The sequence below is a fragment of the Ensifer sp. EB106-05-01-XG146 genome (genome assembly GCF_058791875.1).
Genome location: NZ_JBYTDX010000001.1, coordinates 3,544,534 through 3,562,106, shown reverse-complemented (window position 1 = coordinate 3,562,106; position 17,573 = coordinate 3,544,534). Strand labels below are relative to the sequence as shown.

Here is a 17,573-nt window from a genome sequence, read left to right as displayed (position 1 = left end):
GTCCGGACTCCGTGGGAGTGAAAGGACGACGAAACCTTGGGATCAAAGTCTTTAGCCATGTCCCTGACCCTGCGCGACGCCACCCTGGCCGATCTTCCCGTCATCACCGAGATCTATCGCGAATCCGTGTTGCACGGGGTTGCGACCTACGAGATCAACCCGCCATCCGAAAAGGAGATGCGGGCGCGGTTCGAAACGATCATCGGCAGCGGCTACCCGTACATGGTTGCGGTAGACGCGGGCGGGACGATCATCGGCTATGCCTACGCATCCGGCTTCCGCACGCGCACGGCCTATCGCTTCCTGGTCGAGGATTCCATCTACCTGGCGCCGGAAGCGCGCGGCAAGGGTGCCGGCAAGGCGCTGCTGGTCGAACTCGTCCGGCGTTGCACGGAACTCGGCTTCCGCCAGATGGTCGCGGTGATCGGCGGTGCCCATCCGGCCTCGATCGCCGTGCACCGGTCGCTCGGCTTCGAACTCCAGGGCACGATGAAAGCGACCGGCTTCAAGCATGGCCGCTGGCTCGACACGACGATCATGCAGCTCGCGCTCGGCGAGGGCCAGGCGACCGACCCGCCGGAAGACGTCTATCCGGACACCCTCTACCAGTGACCATCGCTTGCTGAAGAATGTCAGTCGGCGAAGCGCCTCGCAGCGCGCCGTAGGCAGGTCGTGCCGTTGCTGCCCGTGACGTCGGCGTGCGTCTCCTGATGGCACCCTTTCCCGCTGGTCAGGTTTCCACCAGCCTCAGCACCTTGTCGAATACCTTGAGCACCTGGGCGAGCTCGTGACCGCGCTTCAGGATCGTGCCGTGAATGTTCAGCACGCTATAGGCGCCCTGTTTCGCGGCCAGTTTCGGGTTCTTCTCGATCCGGTAGAGCGGCATTTCGCCCGAACGCTTGAACACTGAGAAGACCGCGCGGTCCCTCAGGTGGTCGATCGCGTAGTCCCGCCACTCGCCTTCGCCGACCATACGGCCGTAGACCCACAGGATCTGATCCAATTCGCGACGATGGAAAGTGATGGGGGGAGCGTTCTTGGCGTTCTTGTATTCGTGTAGATCGATGACCACTTCGGAAGTGGTCTCGCGCTGATGGCGCGCCTCGCCTTGCGGCAAATCCGGCTCATCGGTCATCGGCAATCCGGCCTTCTGTTGTGACAGAACGATTACAGTGTGCCTGACACGAGCCGAAAAGCAAGCTGGAAGCCATGGGACGATGAGGTCATTTCTTGCCTCTGCCCCATTTCAGTCAAACCGGCGCCCCAATTCATCGCAAAACTCGCGGGCGCTGACGGACAGAGTCGTTGCCACCGTATGTCCGGTCAGATCGTCATGCTGCGGGAGTTCACCGAACGCAGTTATGGCCGGTTCGGTCCGGTAACTTCGAACCCTCAGCCCCAGCCCCTCGATGCTGCCGGGCCGAACCAACCCCTTGCGCTTCGCCGTCCCTACAATTTGCCCTGAGGGCCGGCGAGCACGGCCGCAGCGCCGATGATGGCACCCGGCGTTTCCTTGTCCTTCATCGATTGCAGCAGGATCGCGCAGCCGCTGTTTCCCGGGCGCTCGGTCAGCACCGTCGCCGGCAGCGTGAAGGACGCGGGCTGGCCGTCCCACATGCCGATCGTCTGTATGTCACGCACCGCATGCCAATAGGGGACTTCCTTGCCGCGGTTCTCCCCCTTCTCCATCTTCACGATCTTGGCGCGGTCGAAATAGACGACGACGACGTTGGCCTTGCCGATGCCGCTACCGATGGTGATCTGGATTTCTTCGCCGAGGATCTTGGCGCCGACGGGAACGGCAAGCCCTTTGCCTTCCGCCTTCATCGTTTCCAGCCGCGTCTTGATTGCCTGCAGATTGCCGCCGTTCAAGTGGTCGCGGCCATTCAGGATCGCCTGGGGCGTGTAGACGCCGTTGCGCCCGAGCATGCGCGCATAGGCATATTGCCGCTCGGTGTTTTCCTTCGATGCCAGCGTGTCGGCCCAGCCGAGATAGTTCCAGTAGTCGACGTGATAGGCGAGCGCCACCACATCGCCCTCGTCGACCAGCGACTTCAGCGCCGCATCCGCCGGCGGACAGGACGAACAGCCCTGGCTGGTGAACAGTTCGACAACGCCCTTGACCGCCTGTTTCTCCTGCGCCCCGGCAGGGGCACCGGCGGCTGCGAGCAGCCCGAAAGCCAGTGCAACAGGGCGAATGAAAGAACGGTCTGCGGATGTCATGGCGTCACTTCGTTACCGGCCGTCGGCCTACTCCTTGTGGGGGAGTTCACTACATACGACGCCCCTGCATCAACGGGAAGTCACGTTGGAGTGAGGTGGCAAGTGAGCGCGACCCGGCACCGGATCGTCGGCAGGTGCACCTCAAAGAAAGAGCCGGGGCGCCTTTCGGCGTCCCGGCTCCGGAGCCTCGTATGCGCTCGCGCGATTAGGCGGCGAGGTCGCGCAGAACCGTCTGCAGGATGCCACCGTTGTTGACGTAGGTCACTTCATCCAGCGTATCGATACGGCAGACGAGCGGCACATCTTTCACGCTGCCGTCGCCGTAGGTTACCTTGGCAACGCGCTTTTCGCGCGGCTGGACATTGGCGAGGTTTTCGATCGTGACGATCTCATCGCCCTTGAGGCCAAGCGATTCCCAGGTCGTGCCTTCCTCGAAGACGAAGGGAATGACACCCATGCCGACGAGGTTCGAGCGGTGGATACGCTCGAAGGACTGCGCGATGACGGCCTTGACGCCGAGCAGGTTGGTGCCCTTGGCAGCCCAGTCGCGCGACGAACCGTTGCCGTATTCGACGCCGGCGAAGATGACGAGCGGAACGCCCTCTTCCTTGTACTGCATGGCGGCGTCGTAAATCGACATCTCTTCCTTGGACGGATAGTGGATGGTGTAGCCACCTTCCTTGCCGTTCGGGCCGAGCATGTGGTTGCGGATGCGGATGTTGGCAAACGTGCCGCGCATCATCACCTCATGGTTGCCACGACGCGTGCCGTACTGGTTGAAGTCGGCAACGCCGACGCCGTGACCGATGAGGTAGGCACCGGCCGGCGAGGCCGCCTTGATCGAACCGGCCGGCGAGATGTGGTCGGTGGTGATCTTGTCGCCGAAGAGACCAAGCACGCGGGCGCCCTTGATGTCGGAGATGCCCGAACCGGACTTGCCCATGCCGACGAAGTAGGGCGGGTTCTGCACGTAGGTCGAACCGTCGTCCCAGGCATAGGTCTGGCCCGGAGGAACCTGAACGGCCTGCCAGTTTTCGTCGCCCTTGAACACGTCGGCGTACTTGGTCGCGTAAAGTTCGCGGGTGACGTACTTGAAGATGAACTCCTGGATTTCCTTGGAGGTCGGCCAGATGTCCTTGAGGAAGACCGGCTTGCCGTCCTGGTCTTCGCCGAGCGGCTCGTTGGTCAGGTCCTTCTGGACGGAACCTGCAAGCGCGTAGGCGACGACGAGCGGCGGCGAAGCGAGGTAGTTCGCCTGGACGTCCGGCGAGATGCGGCCTTCGAAGTTACGGTTGCCCGAAAGAACGCCGGCGGCGATCAGGCCCTTGTCGTTGATCGTCTTCGAGATCGGCGCCGGCAGCGGGCCGGAGTTGCCGATGCAGGTCGTGCAGCCGAAGCCGACGAGGTTGAAGCCGAGCGCGTCGAGGTCCTTCTGCAGGCCGGACTTGGCGAGGTATTCGCCGACGACCTGCGATCCCGGTGCGAGCGAGGTCTTGACCCACGGCTTGGACTTCAGGCCCTTGGCGACCGCGTTGCGGGCGAGCAGGCCGGCAGCGATCAGGACCGACGGGTTGGAGGTGTTGGTGCAGGACGTGATCGCAGCGATGGCAACGTCGCCATGGCCGAGATCGAAATCGGTACCTTCGACGGCATAGCGGTTCGAAAGCTGGCCCGGCTTCTTGTAGTCGCCTTCAAGCGAGGTTGCGAAGCCCGATGCGATGCTTTCGAGCGGGATGCGGCCTTCCGGACGCTTCGGGCCAGCCATGGCCGGAACGACGTCGCCGAGGTCGAGTTCGAGCGTGTCGGTGAAGACGAGCTCGGAACCGTCACCGTCACGCCACATGCCCTGAGCCTTGGAATAGGCTTCGACGAGAGCGATGCGCTGCTCTTCACGGCCGGACATGGTGAGGTAGTTGATGGTTTCGCTGTCGACCGGGAAGAAGCCGCAGGTGGCACCGTATTCCGGACCCATGTTGCCGATGGTGGCGCGGTCGGCGAGCGTCATGTTGTCGAGGCCCGGGCCGAAGAATTCGACGAACTTCGAGACAACGCCCTTCTTGCGCAGCATCTGCACGACCATAAGCACGAGGTCGGTCGCGGTGACGCCTTCCTTGAGCTTGCCGGTGAGCTTGAAGCCGATGACCTCAGGCAGGAGCATGGAGACCGGCTGGCCGAGCATGGCAGCTTCCGCTTCGATGCCGCCCACGCCCCAGCCGAGAACGCCGAGACCGTTGATCATGGTGGTGTGGCTGTCGGTGCCGACGCAGGTGTCCGGGTAGGCGGTGACGACGCCATCTTCTTCACGGGTCCAGACGGTCTGGCCCAGATACTCCAGATTGACCTGGTGACAGATGCCGGTGCCGGGCGGAACGACGCGGAAGTTCTTGAACGCCTGCTGGCCCCACTTCAGGAAGCGGTAGCGCTCGCCGTTGCGCTCGTACTCGAGCTCGACGTTGCGGGCAAAGGCGTTCGGGGTGCCGAATTCGTCGACGATGACGGAGTGGTCGATGACGAGGTCGACGGGGACGAGCGGGTTGATCTTTTCCGGGTCGCCACCGAGCGAGACCATGGCGTCGCGCATCGCCGCGAGGTCGACGACAGCAGGCACGCCGGTGAAGTCCTGCATCAGAACGCGGGCCGGGCGGTAGGCGATTTCGTTTTCAGCCGTGCCCTTGTCGTTGAGCCAGGCGGCAACGTTCTCGATGTCCTTCTTGGTGACGGAGCGGCCATCTTCGTTGCGCAGCAGGTTCTCGAGCAGAACCTTCATCGAATAGGGCAGCTTGGAAACGCCGGCGAGACCGTTCGCCTCAGCCTTGGGCAGGCTGTAATAGACGTAGTCGACACCGTTGACGGTGAGCGTGGAGCGACAATTGAAGCTGTCTAGGGATTTGGACACTGGATAATACCCCGTTCCGTCTGATCGCCAAAAACTGACGTACGAACGCCCGAGCGCCTGTGAAGCGCGAATTGGGATGCGGGTGCGGCCATTTCCGCTGTCCGTACGTGGAAATTCATTCCATGTTCGGCGCTAGGATGAAATTCACGCCGACCGCTGGCGTGTTGGCCGCCTTATAGATAATTTCTCCAAAACGTGCCAGAGCAACGAAGGTCGAAACGGGACTTTTTTTTGCCCTGCGGCAAAGAGAGTGAAGGGAAGCTGAAAATTCATGCGCCTCATGGCTGAAGGGTTGAGCGCGAAGCGCGGTGAGGACCTGATTTTTAACGATATTTCCTTTATTCTCGACGCCTCGGAAGCCCTTGTCGTGACGGGTCCGAACGGCTCCGGCAAGTCCACTTTGCTGCGGGTTCTTGCGGGGTTGTTGAGGCCCGAAAGCGGGCACCTGAAACTTGAGAATGGCCCCCCGGAAATCGCCCATCCATCCGAGCTCAGCCACTATCTCGGACACCGCAACGCGATGAAGCGTGAACTGACCGTCGCGGAAAATCTTTCCTTCTGGCGAGACTTCATGGGTGATTCGCCCGGGGCGCGCGGCGCCACGCTCACCGAGGCGGTCGAAGCGGTTGGCCTGCCGGATATCGCCCATCTGCCCTTCGGTTATCTCTCGGCCGGCCAGCAGCGGCGCATGGCGATGGCCAAGCTGGTCATTGCCTATCGCCCGATCTGGATCCTCGACGAGCCGACCGCAGCGCTTGACGCCGGCGCCGACCGGCTGTTTGCCGATCTGGTGAAGGCGCATCTTGGCAAAGGCGGCATCGTCATTGCGGCGACCCACCAGCCACTCGGGCTCGACCGCACGAAGGAGCTGCACATGACGGGGTTCGAGCATCTGGCAGGAGATCGCTGGCATGATGCATAGGGTCGCAATGCCTGGAAGCCCATTGCCGGAAAACGCGCGCGTGCCGATCCGGAGGTTGCCGCTATGATCGCGCTCTTTTTCCGCGATCTCAAACTGTCGATCCGCGCCGGCGGCGGGGCGATGATCGGCGTGCTCTTCTTCATGACTGTGGTGGCAGTCATTCCCTTCGGTGTCGGTCCCGACCTGAACCTGCTTTCGCGCATCGGACCGGCGATCCTGTGGATCGGCGCGCTGCTCGCCTCGCTGCTCGGCCTCGACCGGCTGTTCCAGGCGGAGCGCGACGACGGCTCGCTCGACCTGATGCTGATGCAGGAAACGCCGCTGCTTTTCACCGTCTTCGTCAAATGTGCGGCGCATTGGGCGGCGACCGGCCTGCCGCTGGTGATTGCCTCGCCCTTGCTCGGCCTCTTCATGAACATGAGCGAGATCGCCATCGGCGCCACCATGCTGACGCTTCTGATCGGCACGCCGGCGATCACCTTCATCGGTGCAGTGGGGGCGGCCGTTGCCGTGTCGCTGCCGCGTGGCGGGCTGCTGGTTTCGATCCTTGTTCTGCCGTTGGCGATCCCGGTGCTGATCTTCGGTGTCAGCGCTGTCTATGCGGCGATCGAGGATCCGGCGCCGTTCCTGCCACCTTTGATGATCCTTGCGGCAATCACCCTGTTCTTCGCCGTCATCGGCCCGGTTGCCGCCGCCGCAGCACTTCGGCACGCGTCCGATTGACGCAATCGGGCCAGAACGGGCGAAAGTGTTTGCGGCATTCCCATGGATTTGTCGCTAAGCCGTTCAGATCGATAACATTTATGATCCGCGTTCCAACTCGATCGTGATCGGGCGATTGACGCGGATCAATTGCAGGCGGGCGCCTTAAGCGTTAAAGAGCCAACATGAGCGAAAACAGCCTGGCCATCCGCAAATTCAGCGATCTCGCCAACCCGACGCGGTTCCTGGCGTTGGCTGACCGTCTGTTGCCCTGGCTTTCCGGGCTGACGGCGCTGTTCTTCGTTGCCGGCGTCTGGCTTTCCTTCACGACGGAAGGTGATTACCAGCAGGGCGAAACGGTGCGCATCATGTATGTGCACGTGCCCGCGGCCTGGCTGTCGATGATGTGCTATTCGGTGATGGCCTTGGCAGCTCTCGGTACGCTCGTCTGGCGCCATCCGCTTGCCGACGTCTCCTCGCGCGCGGCAGCTCCGATCGGCGCCTGTTTCACCTTCCTGGCGCTCGTCACCGGCTCGCTCTGGGGCAAGCCGATGTGGGGCACCTGGTGGGTCTGGGACGCGCGGCTGACCTCGGTCTTCGTGCTGTTCCTGATGTATCTCGGACTGATGGCGCTCAACCGCGCGATCGACGATCCGGCGCGGTCCTCCAAGGTTTCGGCCATTCTGGTTCTCGTCGGCTTCGTCAACATCCCGATCATCAAGTTCTCGGTCGAGTGGTGGAACACGCTGCATCAGCCGGCGAGCGTCATGCGGCTCGACGGACCGACGATCGATCCGGAGTTCCTGTGGCCGCTGATCGTGATGGCGGTCGCGTTTACACTGCTGTTTTTCACGCTGCACATCGCCGCCATGCGCAACGAAATCCTGCGCCGGCGCGTCACGGCGCTCAGGCGCCTTGCGGCCCGTGCTGCCGGACGGGGAGCCCGCGCACAATGATGAGCCACGCCGCCTACGTTTTCACGAGCTATGGAATAGCCACGCTGACGGTCCTAGGTCTGATTGCCTGGGTCGTGCTCGACGGTCGTGCCCGCCGGCGTGAACTCACCGAACTCGAAGCCGCAGGCATCCGCCGGCGCTCGGCCGAACCGGCTACCGGAGAAACACGATGAGCAACGCACCCGCTCCGGGTAACGAGGAGCGCAAACCCGGCCCCATGCGTTTCGTGCTGGCGGCGCTGCCGCTCGTCATATTCGCCGGGCTTGCGGCGATCTTCTGGAGCCAGCTCAATTCCGGCAAGGACGTGAGCGAAATCCCCTCCGCGCTGATCGGCACCAAGGCGCCGAAACTCGACATGCCGGCGCTCGAAGGTGCGACGCGCGATGGCCAGCCGATGCCGGCTTTGACCGATGCGGCGATCAAGGGCAAGCTGACGCTCGTCAACGTCTGGGCCTCCTGGTGCGTGCCTTGCCGGCAGGAGCATCCCTTCATCCTCGAACTGTCGAAGGATCCGCGGCTGACCGTCGTCGGTATCAACTACAAGGACCAGAACGAAAACGCGCTCAGGTTCCTCGGCGAACTCGGTAATCCCTTCTCCGCCATCGGCGTCGACCCGCGCGGCAAGGCGGCGATTGACTGGGGCGTCTACGGTATTCCGGAATCCTATCTCGTCGGCGCTGACGGCACGATCCTCTACAAGCGCGTCGGCCCGTTCGACGAAAACAGCGTGAAGACGGGTCTGCTGCCGGCGATCGAAAAGGCGACTGCGGGTTCGTAACCGCTCCCGGCATTAGCTCTCATTCGGATGGGAGGGATTTGCTCCTCATCCGCCTGCCGGCGTTCTGCCCGCAAGCGGGGCGAAGAAGACACTTAGCGCTCGGTTGCCCTAAACTCTCGCATCGCATCGACGGCATAAAACCGTGCTTTCCCTGCCGGGCAGTCGTGGAATGAAAGTGAGTGCCTCAGTCCCTTCGCCCCATCTGCCGGAGAAGGTCGCGGATGCGGGATGAGGGGCTGCGACGGCGACCGAAGCCCGCTTAAATCCCCGCCTGCCAGTCCCGGACCGCATCAAGCGGCCAGACGAGCATCAGCACGTTGAGTGTGAGATTGTCGCGGATCAGCCAGCCGGTGAAGAGTTCGAAGACGATGGCGACCGTTACGGTCAGCCAGACGGGCATGCGGGCGGCAAACAGGAAGCCGGCGGCCATGGCCAGTGTATCCATCGTCGAATTCAGGATGCTGTCGCCGAAATAGTCGAGCGAAATCGTTGCGGAGCGGTAGCGGTTGATCACCATCGGCGTGTTTTCGGCGATCTCCCAGGCCGATTCGATCACGGTCCCAAGGAAGAGCTTTGCCGTCAGCGGCTTGCCGCGCAGGAGCAGATGGCCGAGGCCGTAGAACAGGAAGCCGTGGATGATGTGCGACGGCGTGTACCAGTCGGCGATATGCTGCGAGTTGCCGCTGGATTTGACCACGGGCTCGAACAGTTTGACGTAGCCGCATTCGCAGATCCAGAGGCGACCCATCAGATGCTGGGTGACGATCTGGATGATGAGAACAGCAAAACAGGCGGCGAGCCAGAGGAGTGCGTGCCGGTTGCGGCTGTCATTCTCCTCGAGCATCGTGCTCACTCGGCGTTCTCCTGGTCAAGCGAGTGCTTCATGATCAGCGGCATCTGGGCGAGCGTAAAGAGAATGGTGATCGGCATCGTGCCCCAGACCTTGAAGGCGACCCAAAAATCGGTCGTGAACGAGCGCCAGACCACTTCGTTGAGCACGGCGAGAACCAGGAAGAACAGGCCCCAGCGCAGCGTCAGCTTGCGCCAGCCGGCCTCATCCAGCTTGAAGGCGGAGTGGAAGACGTAGCCGAGCAGCGACTTGCCGAACAGCAGGCCGCCGAGCAGGATCGTGCCGAACAGCGTGTTGACGATCGTCGGCTTCATCTTGATGAAGGTGTCGTTCTGCAGCCAGAGCGTCAGCGCGCCGAAGACGAAGACGACGATGCCCGAAATCAGCGGCATCATCGGCAGGGTGCGGGTCAGCAGCCAGGAGACGGCAAGCGCGATTGCGGTCGCGGCCATAAACAGGCCGGTGGCGATGAAGATCGGACCGCCGAGTTCGGCGAGCGCCGGAAAATGCCCGGCCAACCATTCGCCACGCGAATTGGTAAAGAAGAAGACCATCAGCGGCCCAAGCTCCAGCACCAACTTGAGCAAGGGGCTGACTTCCTTCTGCGGCTTGGCAGCCTCGATCGACGACATCTGGGGGTCCTGTTTCTGCATGTACCTGCTGCTCATAACACCAGCTTTGCGGCAAAACCATATCAAGGCAACGGGCCGGCGTAACTACGCGCAGGCCCGATCGCCCCGTCAGGCGGCAACGCCGGCGATCGCCTCGGCAAAATCCTTGGCTTCGAACGGCTCGAGATCGTCGATCCCTTCGCCGACGCCGATGAAATAGACCGGCAACTTGTGCTTGGCGGAGATGGCGACGAGGATGCCGCCGCGCGCTGTGCCGTCGAGCTTGGTCATGATCAACCCGCTGACGCCGGCGACGTTGCGGAAGATCTCGACCTGCTGCAGCGCGTTCTGGCCGGTGGTGGCGTCGAGCGTCTGCAGCACGGTGTGCGGCGCATCCGGATCGAGCTTGCCGAGCACGCGCACGATCTTTTCGAGTTCGGCCATCAGTTCCGCCTTGTTCTGCAGGCGGCCGGCGGTGTCGATGATCAGGACGTCGGACTTCTTCTCGCGCGCCTGCTGGAAAGCCTCGTAGGCAAGGCCAGCGGCATCGGCGCCGAGTTTGGACGAGACGATTTCTGAGTTGGTGCGCTCGGCCCAGATCTTCAGCTGCTCGATCGCTGCGGCCCGGAAGGTGTCACCGGCGGCGAGCATGACTTTCAGGCCCGCGCCGGAAAGCTTGGCGGCGAGCTTGCCGATCGTCGTGGTCTTGCCGGTGCCGTTGACGCCGACCACCAGGATCACGTGCGGCTTGTGGCTGAGATCGAGTTCCAGCGGCTTGGCGACGGGCGAAAGCACCTTGGTGATCTCGCCGGCCATAATGCGCGACACGTCCTCGCCCGAGACATCCTTGCCGTAGCGTTCCGAGGCGAGCGTGTCGGTGATGCGCATCGCCGTTTCGACGCCGAGGTCGGCCTGGATCAACAGGTCTTCGAGATCCTGCAGCGTCGCTTCGTCGAGCTTGCGCTTGGTAAACAGGCTGGCGATCTGGCCGGTCAGTTGCGACGAGGTGCGCGCGAGGCCGCGGCGCAGGCGCTGGTACCAGCTGAGCTTTTCCTTCGGCGCGGCGACGGGTTCTTCCTTGGGCTTGCGCTCTGTGGCGGAGAAGCCCTTGGGCAAAGCGGGCGTAGCAGTGGGCTCGGCCTCGGCTGTCTCGGTCGGCGCGACGTCGGTGGCGGCATCTGCTGCGTTGGCTTCTGCGGTCTCGATGCTTTCGCGGAGGGCTGCGGCTTCACCCCCGTCTGCCCTGCCGGGCATCTCCCCCACAGGGGCGGAGATCACGCTGGGCTCGCTCTCGAGTTCGGAAGCAAGCGTTTCGGTTGGCGTGACCTCGTCTGCTTCGGCAGTCGTGACGTCGCTTGCCGTGGGTTCGGCATCGTCAGCAGCTTCCTCGATTCTCTCGACGATTTCGGCCTCGCGGGAGGCTACGATGATCTCATCGGAGGGAGCAGGCGCCTTGTGCGCAACAGGCGCCGCAGTCTCGGTGGCAGCTGTTGCTTCCTCAGCTGTGGCCTCGGTCTCCGTCTGCTCTCTCCCCTTGAGGGGGAGATGTCCCGAAGGGACAGAGGGGGGTATCGCGGCTTCAGTCTCGGCCGGCGTTACCACAGCTTCGACCGGGGCGGCTTCGTCACGCGCCAGCTCTTCGGCGTCGTCGGAGGCCGGGCCACCGGCCGTCTCGATCTCGGCCTCAAGCACCGGATCGTCGTCGGACAACGGCAGGGTCTCGATGTCGACAGGTGGTTCGAAGGCGGTTTCCGGGCTCTCTTCGACGATCTCTGCCTCGGCAGCGGCGGCAGGCGGTTCGACCGCCTCGGCGCTCGGCTCCGGTTGCGCCTCGACTTCGGGCGCAGAGACGATCGTCTCCTCCGGTACACCTTCCGGCGGCTTCGTTTCCTCCACCGCGCCCTTGCCGAAGGTGAAGATCCTCTTGATGAAACCCATTGCCATTCAGGAATTCCGCATAAATCAGGCCGCAGCCATCTGTTTTACCTGCATCGTCAGATGCTTGCCATTGTGGCCGGTGATTGAGACCGGGACAAGCGCACGGGGCGTCAGGTCAGCCGCGTCGACGAGCGTGAAGTTTTGTGTGTGGGCAAGCCCGTTGTTCTCGACCAGGATCGTCTGCTCGCTGCCGACCATACCTTCGAGGTGGCGGGCGTAGAGCGTCGCGCCGACGGCGCGAAGCCGCGCAGCGCGATCCTTGACGAGCGCCCGGTCGAGCTGCGGCATGCGTGCCGCCGGCGTGCCGGGACGCGGGCTGTAGGGAAAGACGTGCAGATGCGCGATGCCGCAGTCCTCGGCGAGGCTCGCGGCATTTTCGAACATCTCTTCGGTCTCGGTCGGAAAGCCGGCGATCATATCGGCACCGAGGCTGATATCGGGGCGCAAGCGCCGGACCTGATCGGCAAAGGCGCGGGCGTCGGCGCTCGAATGACGGCGCTTCATGCGCTTCAGGATCAGGTCGTCGCCATGCTGCAGCGACAGGTGCAGGTGCGGCATGAAGCGCGCCTCGTCGGCGATCAGGTCGAAGAGGTGTTTGTCGGCCTCGATGCCGTCGATCGAGGAAAGCCGCAGGCGGCGGATTTCCGGAACCTGTTTCAGAAGCGTCTTCGCCAGCAGCCCGAGGGTCGGCGTGCCCGGCAGGTCGGCGCCGTAGCTGGTGGCGTCGACGCCGGTCAAGACGATCTCGCAATAGCCACTCTCAACCAGCCTGCGTGCCTGGTCGACGACGGCGCCCATCGGCACGGAGCGGGAATTGCCGCGGCCATAGGGGATGATGCAGAAGGTGCAGCGGTGGTCGCAGCCGTTCTGCACCTGGATGAAGGCGCGCACGTGGCCATCGATGTGCTTGACCATCTGCGGTGCGGTGGCGCGCACGCTCATGATGTCGTTGACCCGCAGCTTTTCTTCAGCCGAGACGCCGAAATCCGGCAGTGAACGATAGGAGGCGCTCTTCAGCTTCTCCTCGTTGCCGAGCACGGCGTCGACCTCGACCATTTCGGCGAAGGTCTCTTTTTCGGTCTGGGCGGCGCAGCCGGTGACGATGATGCGGGCATGCGGATTGTCGCGCCGGGCACGGCGGATCGCCTGGCGCGCCTGGCGCACGGCCTCGCCGGTGACGGCGCAGGTGTTGACGAGGATGGCGTTGTTCAGCCCCGCCTTTTCGGCTTCCGCCCGCATCACTTCGGATTCGTAGGTATTGAGACGGCAGCCGAAGGTTATGACCTCGACGCCGCTCAACGCGCCCGGGCTCCGCCCGCTTCGGCCTCGTCGCGCTGCCAGGTTCCGGTCGTCGGGTTCAGCGTGCCGGACCATTCCCATTCGGCAGGTCCCGTCATGACGACATGATCGTCGTGCTCACGCCATTCGATCGTGAGCTTTGCCGGGGCAGGGGCTGATGCGACGTCGATCACCACCTTGCGGCCGGTGCGGCCGGTGCGCGCGGCGCTGACCGCAGCCGCGCAAGCCGCCGAGCCGCAGGCAAGCGTCAACCCGGCGCCGCGTTCCCAGGTGCGGGTGCGCAGCGACGAGGGCGAAAGCACCTGCGCCAGCGTGATGTTGGCGCGCTCGGGAAACATCGGATGGTTTTCGAGCAGCGGGCCGAAACGATCGAGATCGAAGGACATCGGGTCCTTGTCGACCCAGAAGACGGCGTGCGGATTGCCCATCGACATGGCCGAGGGCGAGTGCAGGACGGGATTGTCGATCGGTCCGATCTGCAGTTCGATGCGGCTCGTATCGGCAAATTCCTCGGCAAGCGGGATCTTGTCCCAGGCAAAGACCGGCTTGCCCATGTCGACCGAGATCGTGCCGTCCTCATGCTCGATGGCGTTGAGGATGCCTGCAATGGTCTGGAAGGTGAAGGCCTTCTTGCCGGTTTCGGCGGCCAGTGCCTGGACGACGCAGCGCGTGCCGTTGCCGCAGGCCTGGGCCATGGAGCCGTCGCAATTGACGATATCGATCCAGGCGTCGGTGCCCTGAGCCTTGGGGTCGTGGATCGCCATGATCTGGTCGAAGGCGGTTGCCGGATCGGCATTGAGCGCGATCGCAGCGGCCGGCGTCACCCGATCCTTCCGACCGCGCATGTCAACGACGAGGATCTTGTTTCCAAGCCCGTTCATCCTGGCAAATTGCACGTTGTCGGTCATGTCGCGATTGTCCAAACGGGCCCGCTCCGGGCGGGCCATCCTTCATTCGGGCTGTATATGGCGGAAAAGCCCGGAAAATACCAGTGCCGCCTTTATTCGGCTCCCTCGCCGCCGGTCGGTACATCGAAGATTTCGCCGGGGCGAAGCGGCCGGAAGCGGCTGCGGGCGATGCCCGCCGCATCGAGCGCCCGTTCCAGCGCCTGTCGCGGCTCTTCGACGCCTTCGTCGGTCAGGCGAAACGTACCCCAATGGTGGCCGGCGACATGGGCGGCGGCGCAATCGACCATGCCGCGCACGGCTTCCTCCGGGTTCTGGTGCTGGTCCTGCATGAACCAGCGCGGCTCGTAGGCCCCGAAGGGCAGGTTGGCGAGGCGGAAGGCGCCGTGTTTTTCGCGGGCGGCGCGATAGTTGATGCCGTCGTGAAAGCCGGTATCGCCGACGTGGTAGATCTTGCCGGCCGGCGTCTCCACGACGAAGGCGGCCCAGAGCGCCATGCGCCGGTCGCGCGAGCCGCGCGCCGACCAGTGGTGGCAGGGCTCGGCGTGAAGAATGACGTCATCGCCGCAATCGAGCTGGTCGCCCCAGTCGACCACGTCGATCTCGACGTCGGGAACGGCGCGGCGGATGATCGTGTCGTTGCCGAGCGGCGTGACGATGCGGGGAGCATGTTCCTCGTGAAGGGCTGCCAGCGTCTCGACATCGAGGTGGTCGTAGTGATTGTGGGTGACGAGCACGATGTCGATCGGCGGCAGGTCGTCGAGTTCGATGCCGGGCGCGTTGCGGCGCTGCGGGCCGGCAAAGGCAAACGGGCTGGCGCGATGCGACCAGACGGGGTCGGTGAGAATGTTGAGCCCATGCACCTGGATGAGCAGCGTCGCGTGTCCGACCATCGTCACGCGCAGGCGATCGCCTTCGACGCTGAGTTCAGGCTTCACCGGCGCGAACGGGCTTGGATTGTGCGCGGGCCAGCGCACCTTGCCGCTGCCGAACTGCCAGCGCAGGAGATCTGCCGCGCCCTTGGGCGGTTTGCCGTCGGGATTGAAGAACCTGGTGCCGTCGAAATGATCGGTGACGGGACCTTGGTAATAGGGATTGCGTGTCTTCATCCGGGCGGTTCGCCTTGGTTGAAAGGTCAAGGTTTAATAAATTCTTGAAGACAGCAACTGGATTGCTATCGTGGTTCCATGCTCGTTCGATTCGACCCGCAAGAACGTCTCTACAAGACCCTGAAGCTGGTCCGCTCCATCCATCTCAATATGCAGCGCTCGGCAGAACATATGCTCGATGGTGCCGGCATATCAGTGGCGGAGCGGGCGGTTCTCGAACTTTTTTGCGAAACGCCGCTGACGGTGCCGGAAGCCGGACGGCGCCTGTCGATGAAACGGCAGTTCGTGCTCAGGGTCGTCAACGGGCTGATGGACAAGACGTTGCTGGAAAGACGGCCGAACCCGGAACACCGCAGCGCCTATCTTTGCGCGCCGACGGCGGCCGGGCGTGATCTGTTCGCGGAAATCCATCGCCGCGAGGTGGAGTTGCTGCATGCCCTGCTCGGCGATATCAACCAGACCGAAGTGGTGGCCGCACTTCGGGTGATGACGCGGGTGTCGACCGCCTTCGAGCAGCTGGCCGGCGAACTCGACGACGCCGGCAAGGACGGGGCGCTCTGAGCCGAAAGCGCCTCATTTGCCTGCCGTCCTTGACTTTTGCCGCGCTTTCCTGTTTATCCGCGCCAATTCCTTCGCAAGCTCAAGTCTTCGAAGCCACCGACCGGGTCCCGTAGAGGTATAAAGAGAACCCGGAGGTCAACACCCGACAGCGCGTGGCGCCCTCGGGTGGTTTTTGGCTTTGCGCCTTGTTTTCTGCGCGAAGGAACCCACGTTTCCGGCGAGTTGATCGCCACCGGAAACCAGAAGGAAGTGAGAATGTTCGAGAGCCTCCAGGACCGCCTTGGTTCCATATTGAATGGACTGACCGGCCGCGGCGCATTGTCGGAAGCCGATGTTTCCGCTGCGCTCCGCGAGGTTCGCCGTGCGCTGCTCGAAGCCGACGTCGCGCTCGACGTCGTGCGCTCCTTCACCGAAAAGGTTCGTGAAAAGGCCGTCGGCGCCGAGATCCTGAAGTCGATCAAGCCCGGCCAGATGGTCGTCAAGATCGTCCATGATCAGCTCGTCGAGATGCTCGGCTCCGAGGGCGTCACGATCGACCTCAATGCGCCGGCGCCGGTCGTCATCATGATGGTCGGTCTGCAGGGCTCCGGTAAGACGACGACCACCGGCAAGATCGCCAGCCGGATGAAGGCCAGGGACAAGAAGAAGGTCCTGATGGCATCGCTCGACACGCGTCGTCCGGCAGCCCAGGAGCAGCTTCGCCAGCTCGGCGTGCAGACCGGCGTCGACACGTTGCCTGTTATTGCCGGCCAGTCGCCGACCGATATCGCTGCGCGCGCCGTTCAGGCTGCCAAGCTCGGCGGCCACGACGTCGTCATTCTCGACACGGCGGGCCGTACCCATATCGACGAGCCGCTGATGATCGAGATGGCGGAGATCAAGCGGAAGTCCAATCCGCATGAAATCCTGCTCGTGGCAGATGCGCTGACCGGTCAGGACGCCGTCAACCTCGCCCGCAACTTCGACGAACGCGTCGGCATCACCGGCCTGGTGCTCACCCGTATGGACGGCGACGGCCGTGGCGGTGCAGCGCTGTCGATGCGTGCGGTCACCGGCAAGCCGATCAAGCTCATCGGCGTCGGCGAAAAGATGGGCGAACTCGAAGAGTTCCACCCCCGCCGCGTCGCCGACCGTATCCTCGGCATGGGCGACATCGTCTCGCTCGTCGAGAAGGCTGCCGAGAACATCGACGCCGAGAAGGCGGCTGCCATGGCCGCCAAGATGGCCAAGGGCAAGTTCGACCTGAACGACCTCGCAGACCAGCTCGGCCAGATGCAGAAGATGGGCGGCATGGGCGGCATCATGGGCCTGATGCCCGGCATGGCCGGCATGAAGGACAAGATGGCCGCGGCCGGCCTCGACGACAGCCTGTTCAAGCGCCAGCTCGCCATCATTTCGTCGATGACCAAGGCCGAGCGCGCCAACCCGGATCTGCTCAAGCACTCGCGCAAGAAGCGCATCGCCGCCGGTTCCGGCACCGATGCCGCCGACATCAACAAGCTTCTGAAGATGCACCGCCAGATGGCGGACATGATGAAGATGATGGGCGGTAAGGGCAAAGGCGGCATGATGAAGCAGATGATGGGCGGCCTTGCCAACAAGATGGGCCTTGGCGGCCTCGGTGGCGGCGGCATGCCTGATCTCTCGAAGCTCGACCCGAAGCAGCTCGAAGCCCTGCAGAAGCAGGCGGAAGCCGCCGGTCTGAAGCCGGGCGGTATGCCGGGCCTTGGCGACGGTGGCCTGCCAGGTCTGGGCGGCGCCAAGCTTCCGGGTCTTGGTGGCGGCTTCCCCGGCCTTCCCGGCCTGCCGAAGAAGAAGTGAGG

Annotated in this window: 17 protein-coding genes; 8 read left to right on the top strand and 9 right to left on the bottom strand. The window is 63.5% G+C overall.

The annotated features are described in order from the left end of the window. The first annotated feature begins 57 nt into the window (after nucleotides 1–57). Nucleotides 58–612, top strand: a complete 555-nt coding sequence (locus tag AC3WVQ_RS17655) for a GNAT family N-acetyltransferase (protein WP_034802847.1) — start codon at nucleotides 58–60, stop codon at nucleotides 610–612. A gap of 118 nt (nucleotides 613–730) precedes the next feature. On the opposite strand, the gene AC3WVQ_RS17650 is transcribed toward AC3WVQ_RS17655, so the two are convergent. The 3 genes from AC3WVQ_RS17650 to acnA form a co-directional block, all read right to left on the bottom strand. Beyond that, nucleotides 731–1,135 carry a DUF2794 domain-containing protein gene (locus AC3WVQ_RS17650; protein ID WP_176960281.1) on the bottom strand — a complete coding sequence of 135 codons (405 nt, stop codon included), beginning with the start codon at nucleotides 1,133–1,135 and terminating at the stop codon, nucleotides 731–733. 314 nt (nucleotides 1,136–1,449) lie between these two features. Beyond that, complete coding sequence (locus tag AC3WVQ_RS17645) at nucleotides 1,450–2,223, bottom strand: DUF1223 domain-containing protein (protein WP_090295252.1); 774 nt, start codon at nucleotides 2,221–2,223, stop codon at nucleotides 1,450–1,452. Between the two features lie 205 nt (nucleotides 2,224–2,428). After that, nucleotides 2,429–5,119, bottom strand: coding sequence for an aconitate hydratase AcnA (gene acnA, locus AC3WVQ_RS17640; protein ID WP_034802837.1), 2,691 nt, complete (start codon nucleotides 5,117–5,119; stop codon nucleotides 2,429–2,431). 271 nt (nucleotides 5,120–5,390) lie between these two features. Between acnA and ccmA the strand changes: the two genes are divergently transcribed. The 5 genes from ccmA (at nucleotide 5,391) to AC3WVQ_RS17615 (ending at nucleotide 8,477) form a co-directional block, all read left to right on the top strand. Continuing rightward, complete coding sequence (gene ccmA, locus AC3WVQ_RS17635) at nucleotides 5,391–6,041, top strand: heme ABC exporter ATP-binding protein CcmA (RefSeq protein WP_090295254.1); 651 nt, start codon at nucleotides 5,391–5,393, stop codon at nucleotides 6,039–6,041. A 63-nt stretch (nucleotides 6,042–6,104) separates the two neighbouring features. Further along, entirely contained in the window at nucleotides 6,105–6,764 is a 660-nt protein-coding gene (ccmB, locus tag AC3WVQ_RS17630) for a heme exporter protein CcmB (RefSeq protein WP_034802831.1), read from the top strand. Between the two features lie 164 nt (nucleotides 6,765–6,928). Beyond that, nucleotides 6,929–7,699, top strand: a complete 771-nt coding sequence (locus AC3WVQ_RS17625; RefSeq protein ID WP_060611226.1) for a heme ABC transporter permease — start codon at nucleotides 6,929–6,931, stop codon at nucleotides 7,697–7,699. Then, nucleotides 7,696–7,872 (top strand): heme exporter protein CcmD, encoded by a 177-nt coding sequence (gene ccmD, locus AC3WVQ_RS17620; RefSeq protein WP_090295256.1) that lies wholly within the window; start codon nucleotides 7,696–7,698, stop codon nucleotides 7,870–7,872. The genes AC3WVQ_RS17625 and ccmD overlap by 4 nt, the downstream gene beginning before the upstream one ends. After that, the gene (locus tag AC3WVQ_RS17615; protein ID WP_060521458.1) at nucleotides 7,869–8,477 is read left to right on the top strand and encodes a DsbE family thiol:disulfide interchange protein; all 609 of its coding nucleotides are present in this window, start codon (nucleotides 7,869–7,871) and stop codon (nucleotides 8,475–8,477) included. Before ccmD ends, AC3WVQ_RS17615 begins: the two co-directional genes overlap by 4 nt. A 259-nt stretch (nucleotides 8,478–8,736) precedes the next feature. Here the strand turns inward: AC3WVQ_RS17615 and AC3WVQ_RS17610 are convergent, their stop codons facing one another. The 6 genes from AC3WVQ_RS17610 to AC3WVQ_RS17585 all read right to left on the bottom strand — a co-directional run bounded on the left by AC3WVQ_RS17610 (nucleotide 8,737) and on the right by AC3WVQ_RS17585 (nucleotide 15,189). Beyond that, nucleotides 8,737–9,321, bottom strand: a complete 585-nt coding sequence (locus AC3WVQ_RS17610) for a DUF2585 domain-containing protein (RefSeq protein ID WP_060611309.1) — start codon at nucleotides 9,319–9,321, stop codon at nucleotides 8,737–8,739. A gap of 5 nt (nucleotides 9,322–9,326) precedes the next feature. Next, entirely contained in the window at nucleotides 9,327–9,959 is a 633-nt protein-coding gene (locus tag AC3WVQ_RS17605; RefSeq protein ID WP_090295448.1) for a septation protein A, read from the bottom strand. Between the two features lie 108 nt (nucleotides 9,960–10,067). Then, nucleotides 10,068–11,882, bottom strand: coding sequence for a signal recognition particle-docking protein FtsY (gene ftsY / locus AC3WVQ_RS17600; RefSeq protein WP_492382885.1), 1,815 nt, complete (start codon nucleotides 11,880–11,882; stop codon nucleotides 10,068–10,070). A gap of 18 nt (nucleotides 11,883–11,900) precedes the next feature. Further along, nucleotides 11,901–13,175, bottom strand: a complete 1,275-nt coding sequence (gene mtaB, locus AC3WVQ_RS17595) for a tRNA (N(6)-L-threonylcarbamoyladenosine(37)-C(2))-methylthiotransferase MtaB (RefSeq protein ID WP_090295259.1) — start codon at nucleotides 13,173–13,175, stop codon at nucleotides 11,901–11,903. Continuing rightward, nucleotides 13,172–14,083 carry a diaminopimelate epimerase gene (dapF, locus tag AC3WVQ_RS17590; RefSeq protein ID WP_110818917.1) on the bottom strand — a complete coding sequence of 304 codons (912 nt, stop codon included), beginning with the start codon at nucleotides 14,081–14,083 and terminating at the stop codon, nucleotides 13,172–13,174. Before dapF ends, mtaB begins: the two co-directional genes overlap by 4 nt. A gap of 92 nt (nucleotides 14,084–14,175) precedes the next feature. Further along, nucleotides 14,176–15,189: an MBL fold metallo-hydrolase gene (locus AC3WVQ_RS17585; RefSeq protein WP_034802812.1), complete on the bottom strand. Its 1,014-nt coding sequence runs from the start codon at nucleotides 15,187–15,189 to the stop codon at nucleotides 14,176–14,178. A gap of 78 nt (nucleotides 15,190–15,267) precedes the next feature. Here AC3WVQ_RS17585 and AC3WVQ_RS17580 point away from each other — a divergent pair, with 78 nt between their 5' ends. Both AC3WVQ_RS17580 and ffh read left to right on the top strand, forming a co-directional pair. Further along, complete coding sequence (locus tag AC3WVQ_RS17580) at nucleotides 15,268–15,750, top strand: MarR family winged helix-turn-helix transcriptional regulator (protein WP_090295261.1); 483 nt, start codon at nucleotides 15,268–15,270, stop codon at nucleotides 15,748–15,750. A gap of 255 nt (nucleotides 15,751–16,005) precedes the next feature. Beyond that, the gene (ffh, locus tag AC3WVQ_RS17575) at nucleotides 16,006–17,571 is read left to right on the top strand and encodes a signal recognition particle protein (RefSeq protein WP_492382884.1); all 1,566 of its coding nucleotides are present in this window, start codon (nucleotides 16,006–16,008) and stop codon (nucleotides 17,569–17,571) included. Nucleotides 17,572–17,573 lie beyond the last annotated feature (2 nt).

Coding starts and splice junctions, on each gene's coding strand:
- AC3WVQ_RS17655 (WP_034802847.1), top strand. CDS start 58: ATGTCCCTGACCCTGCGCGACGCCACCCTGGCCGATCTTCCCGTCATC.
- AC3WVQ_RS17650 (WP_176960281.1), bottom strand. CDS start 1,135: ATGACCGATGAGCCGGATTTGCCGCAAGGCGAGGCGCGCCATCAGCGC.
- AC3WVQ_RS17645 (WP_090295252.1), bottom strand. CDS start 2,223: ATGACATCCGCAGACCGTTCTTTCATTCGCCCTGTTGCACTGGCTTTC.
- ccmA (WP_090295254.1), top strand. CDS start 5,391: ATGCGCCTCATGGCTGAAGGGTTGAGCGCGAAGCGCGGTGAGGACCTG.
- ccmB (WP_034802831.1), top strand. CDS start 6,105: ATGATCGCGCTCTTTTTCCGCGATCTCAAACTGTCGATCCGCGCCGGC.
- AC3WVQ_RS17625 (WP_060611226.1), top strand. CDS start 6,929: ATGAGCGAAAACAGCCTGGCCATCCGCAAATTCAGCGATCTCGCCAAC.
- ccmD (WP_090295256.1), top strand. CDS start 7,696: ATGATGAGCCACGCCGCCTACGTTTTCACGAGCTATGGAATAGCCACG.
- AC3WVQ_RS17615 (WP_060521458.1), top strand. CDS start 7,869: ATGAGCAACGCACCCGCTCCGGGTAACGAGGAGCGCAAACCCGGCCCC.
- AC3WVQ_RS17610 (WP_060611309.1), bottom strand. CDS start 9,321: ATGCTCGAGGAGAATGACAGCCGCAACCGGCACGCACTCCTCTGGCTC.
- AC3WVQ_RS17605 (WP_090295448.1), bottom strand. CDS start 9,959: ATGTCGTCGATCGAGGCTGCCAAGCCGCAGAAGGAAGTCAGCCCCTTG.
- ftsY (WP_492382885.1), bottom strand. CDS start 11,882: ATGGCAATGGGTTTCATCAAGAGGATCTTCACCTTCGGCAAGGGCGCG.
- dapF (WP_110818917.1), bottom strand. CDS start 14,083: ATGACCGACAACGTGCAATTTGCCAGGATGAACGGGCTTGGAAACAAG.
- AC3WVQ_RS17585 (WP_034802812.1), bottom strand. CDS start 15,189: ATGAAGACACGCAATCCCTATTACCAAGGTCCCGTCACCGATCATTTC.
- AC3WVQ_RS17580 (WP_090295261.1), top strand. CDS start 15,268: ATGCTCGTTCGATTCGACCCGCAAGAACGTCTCTACAAGACCCTGAAG.
- ffh (WP_492382884.1), top strand. CDS start 16,006: ATGTTCGAGAGCCTCCAGGACCGCCTTGGTTCCATATTGAATGGACTG.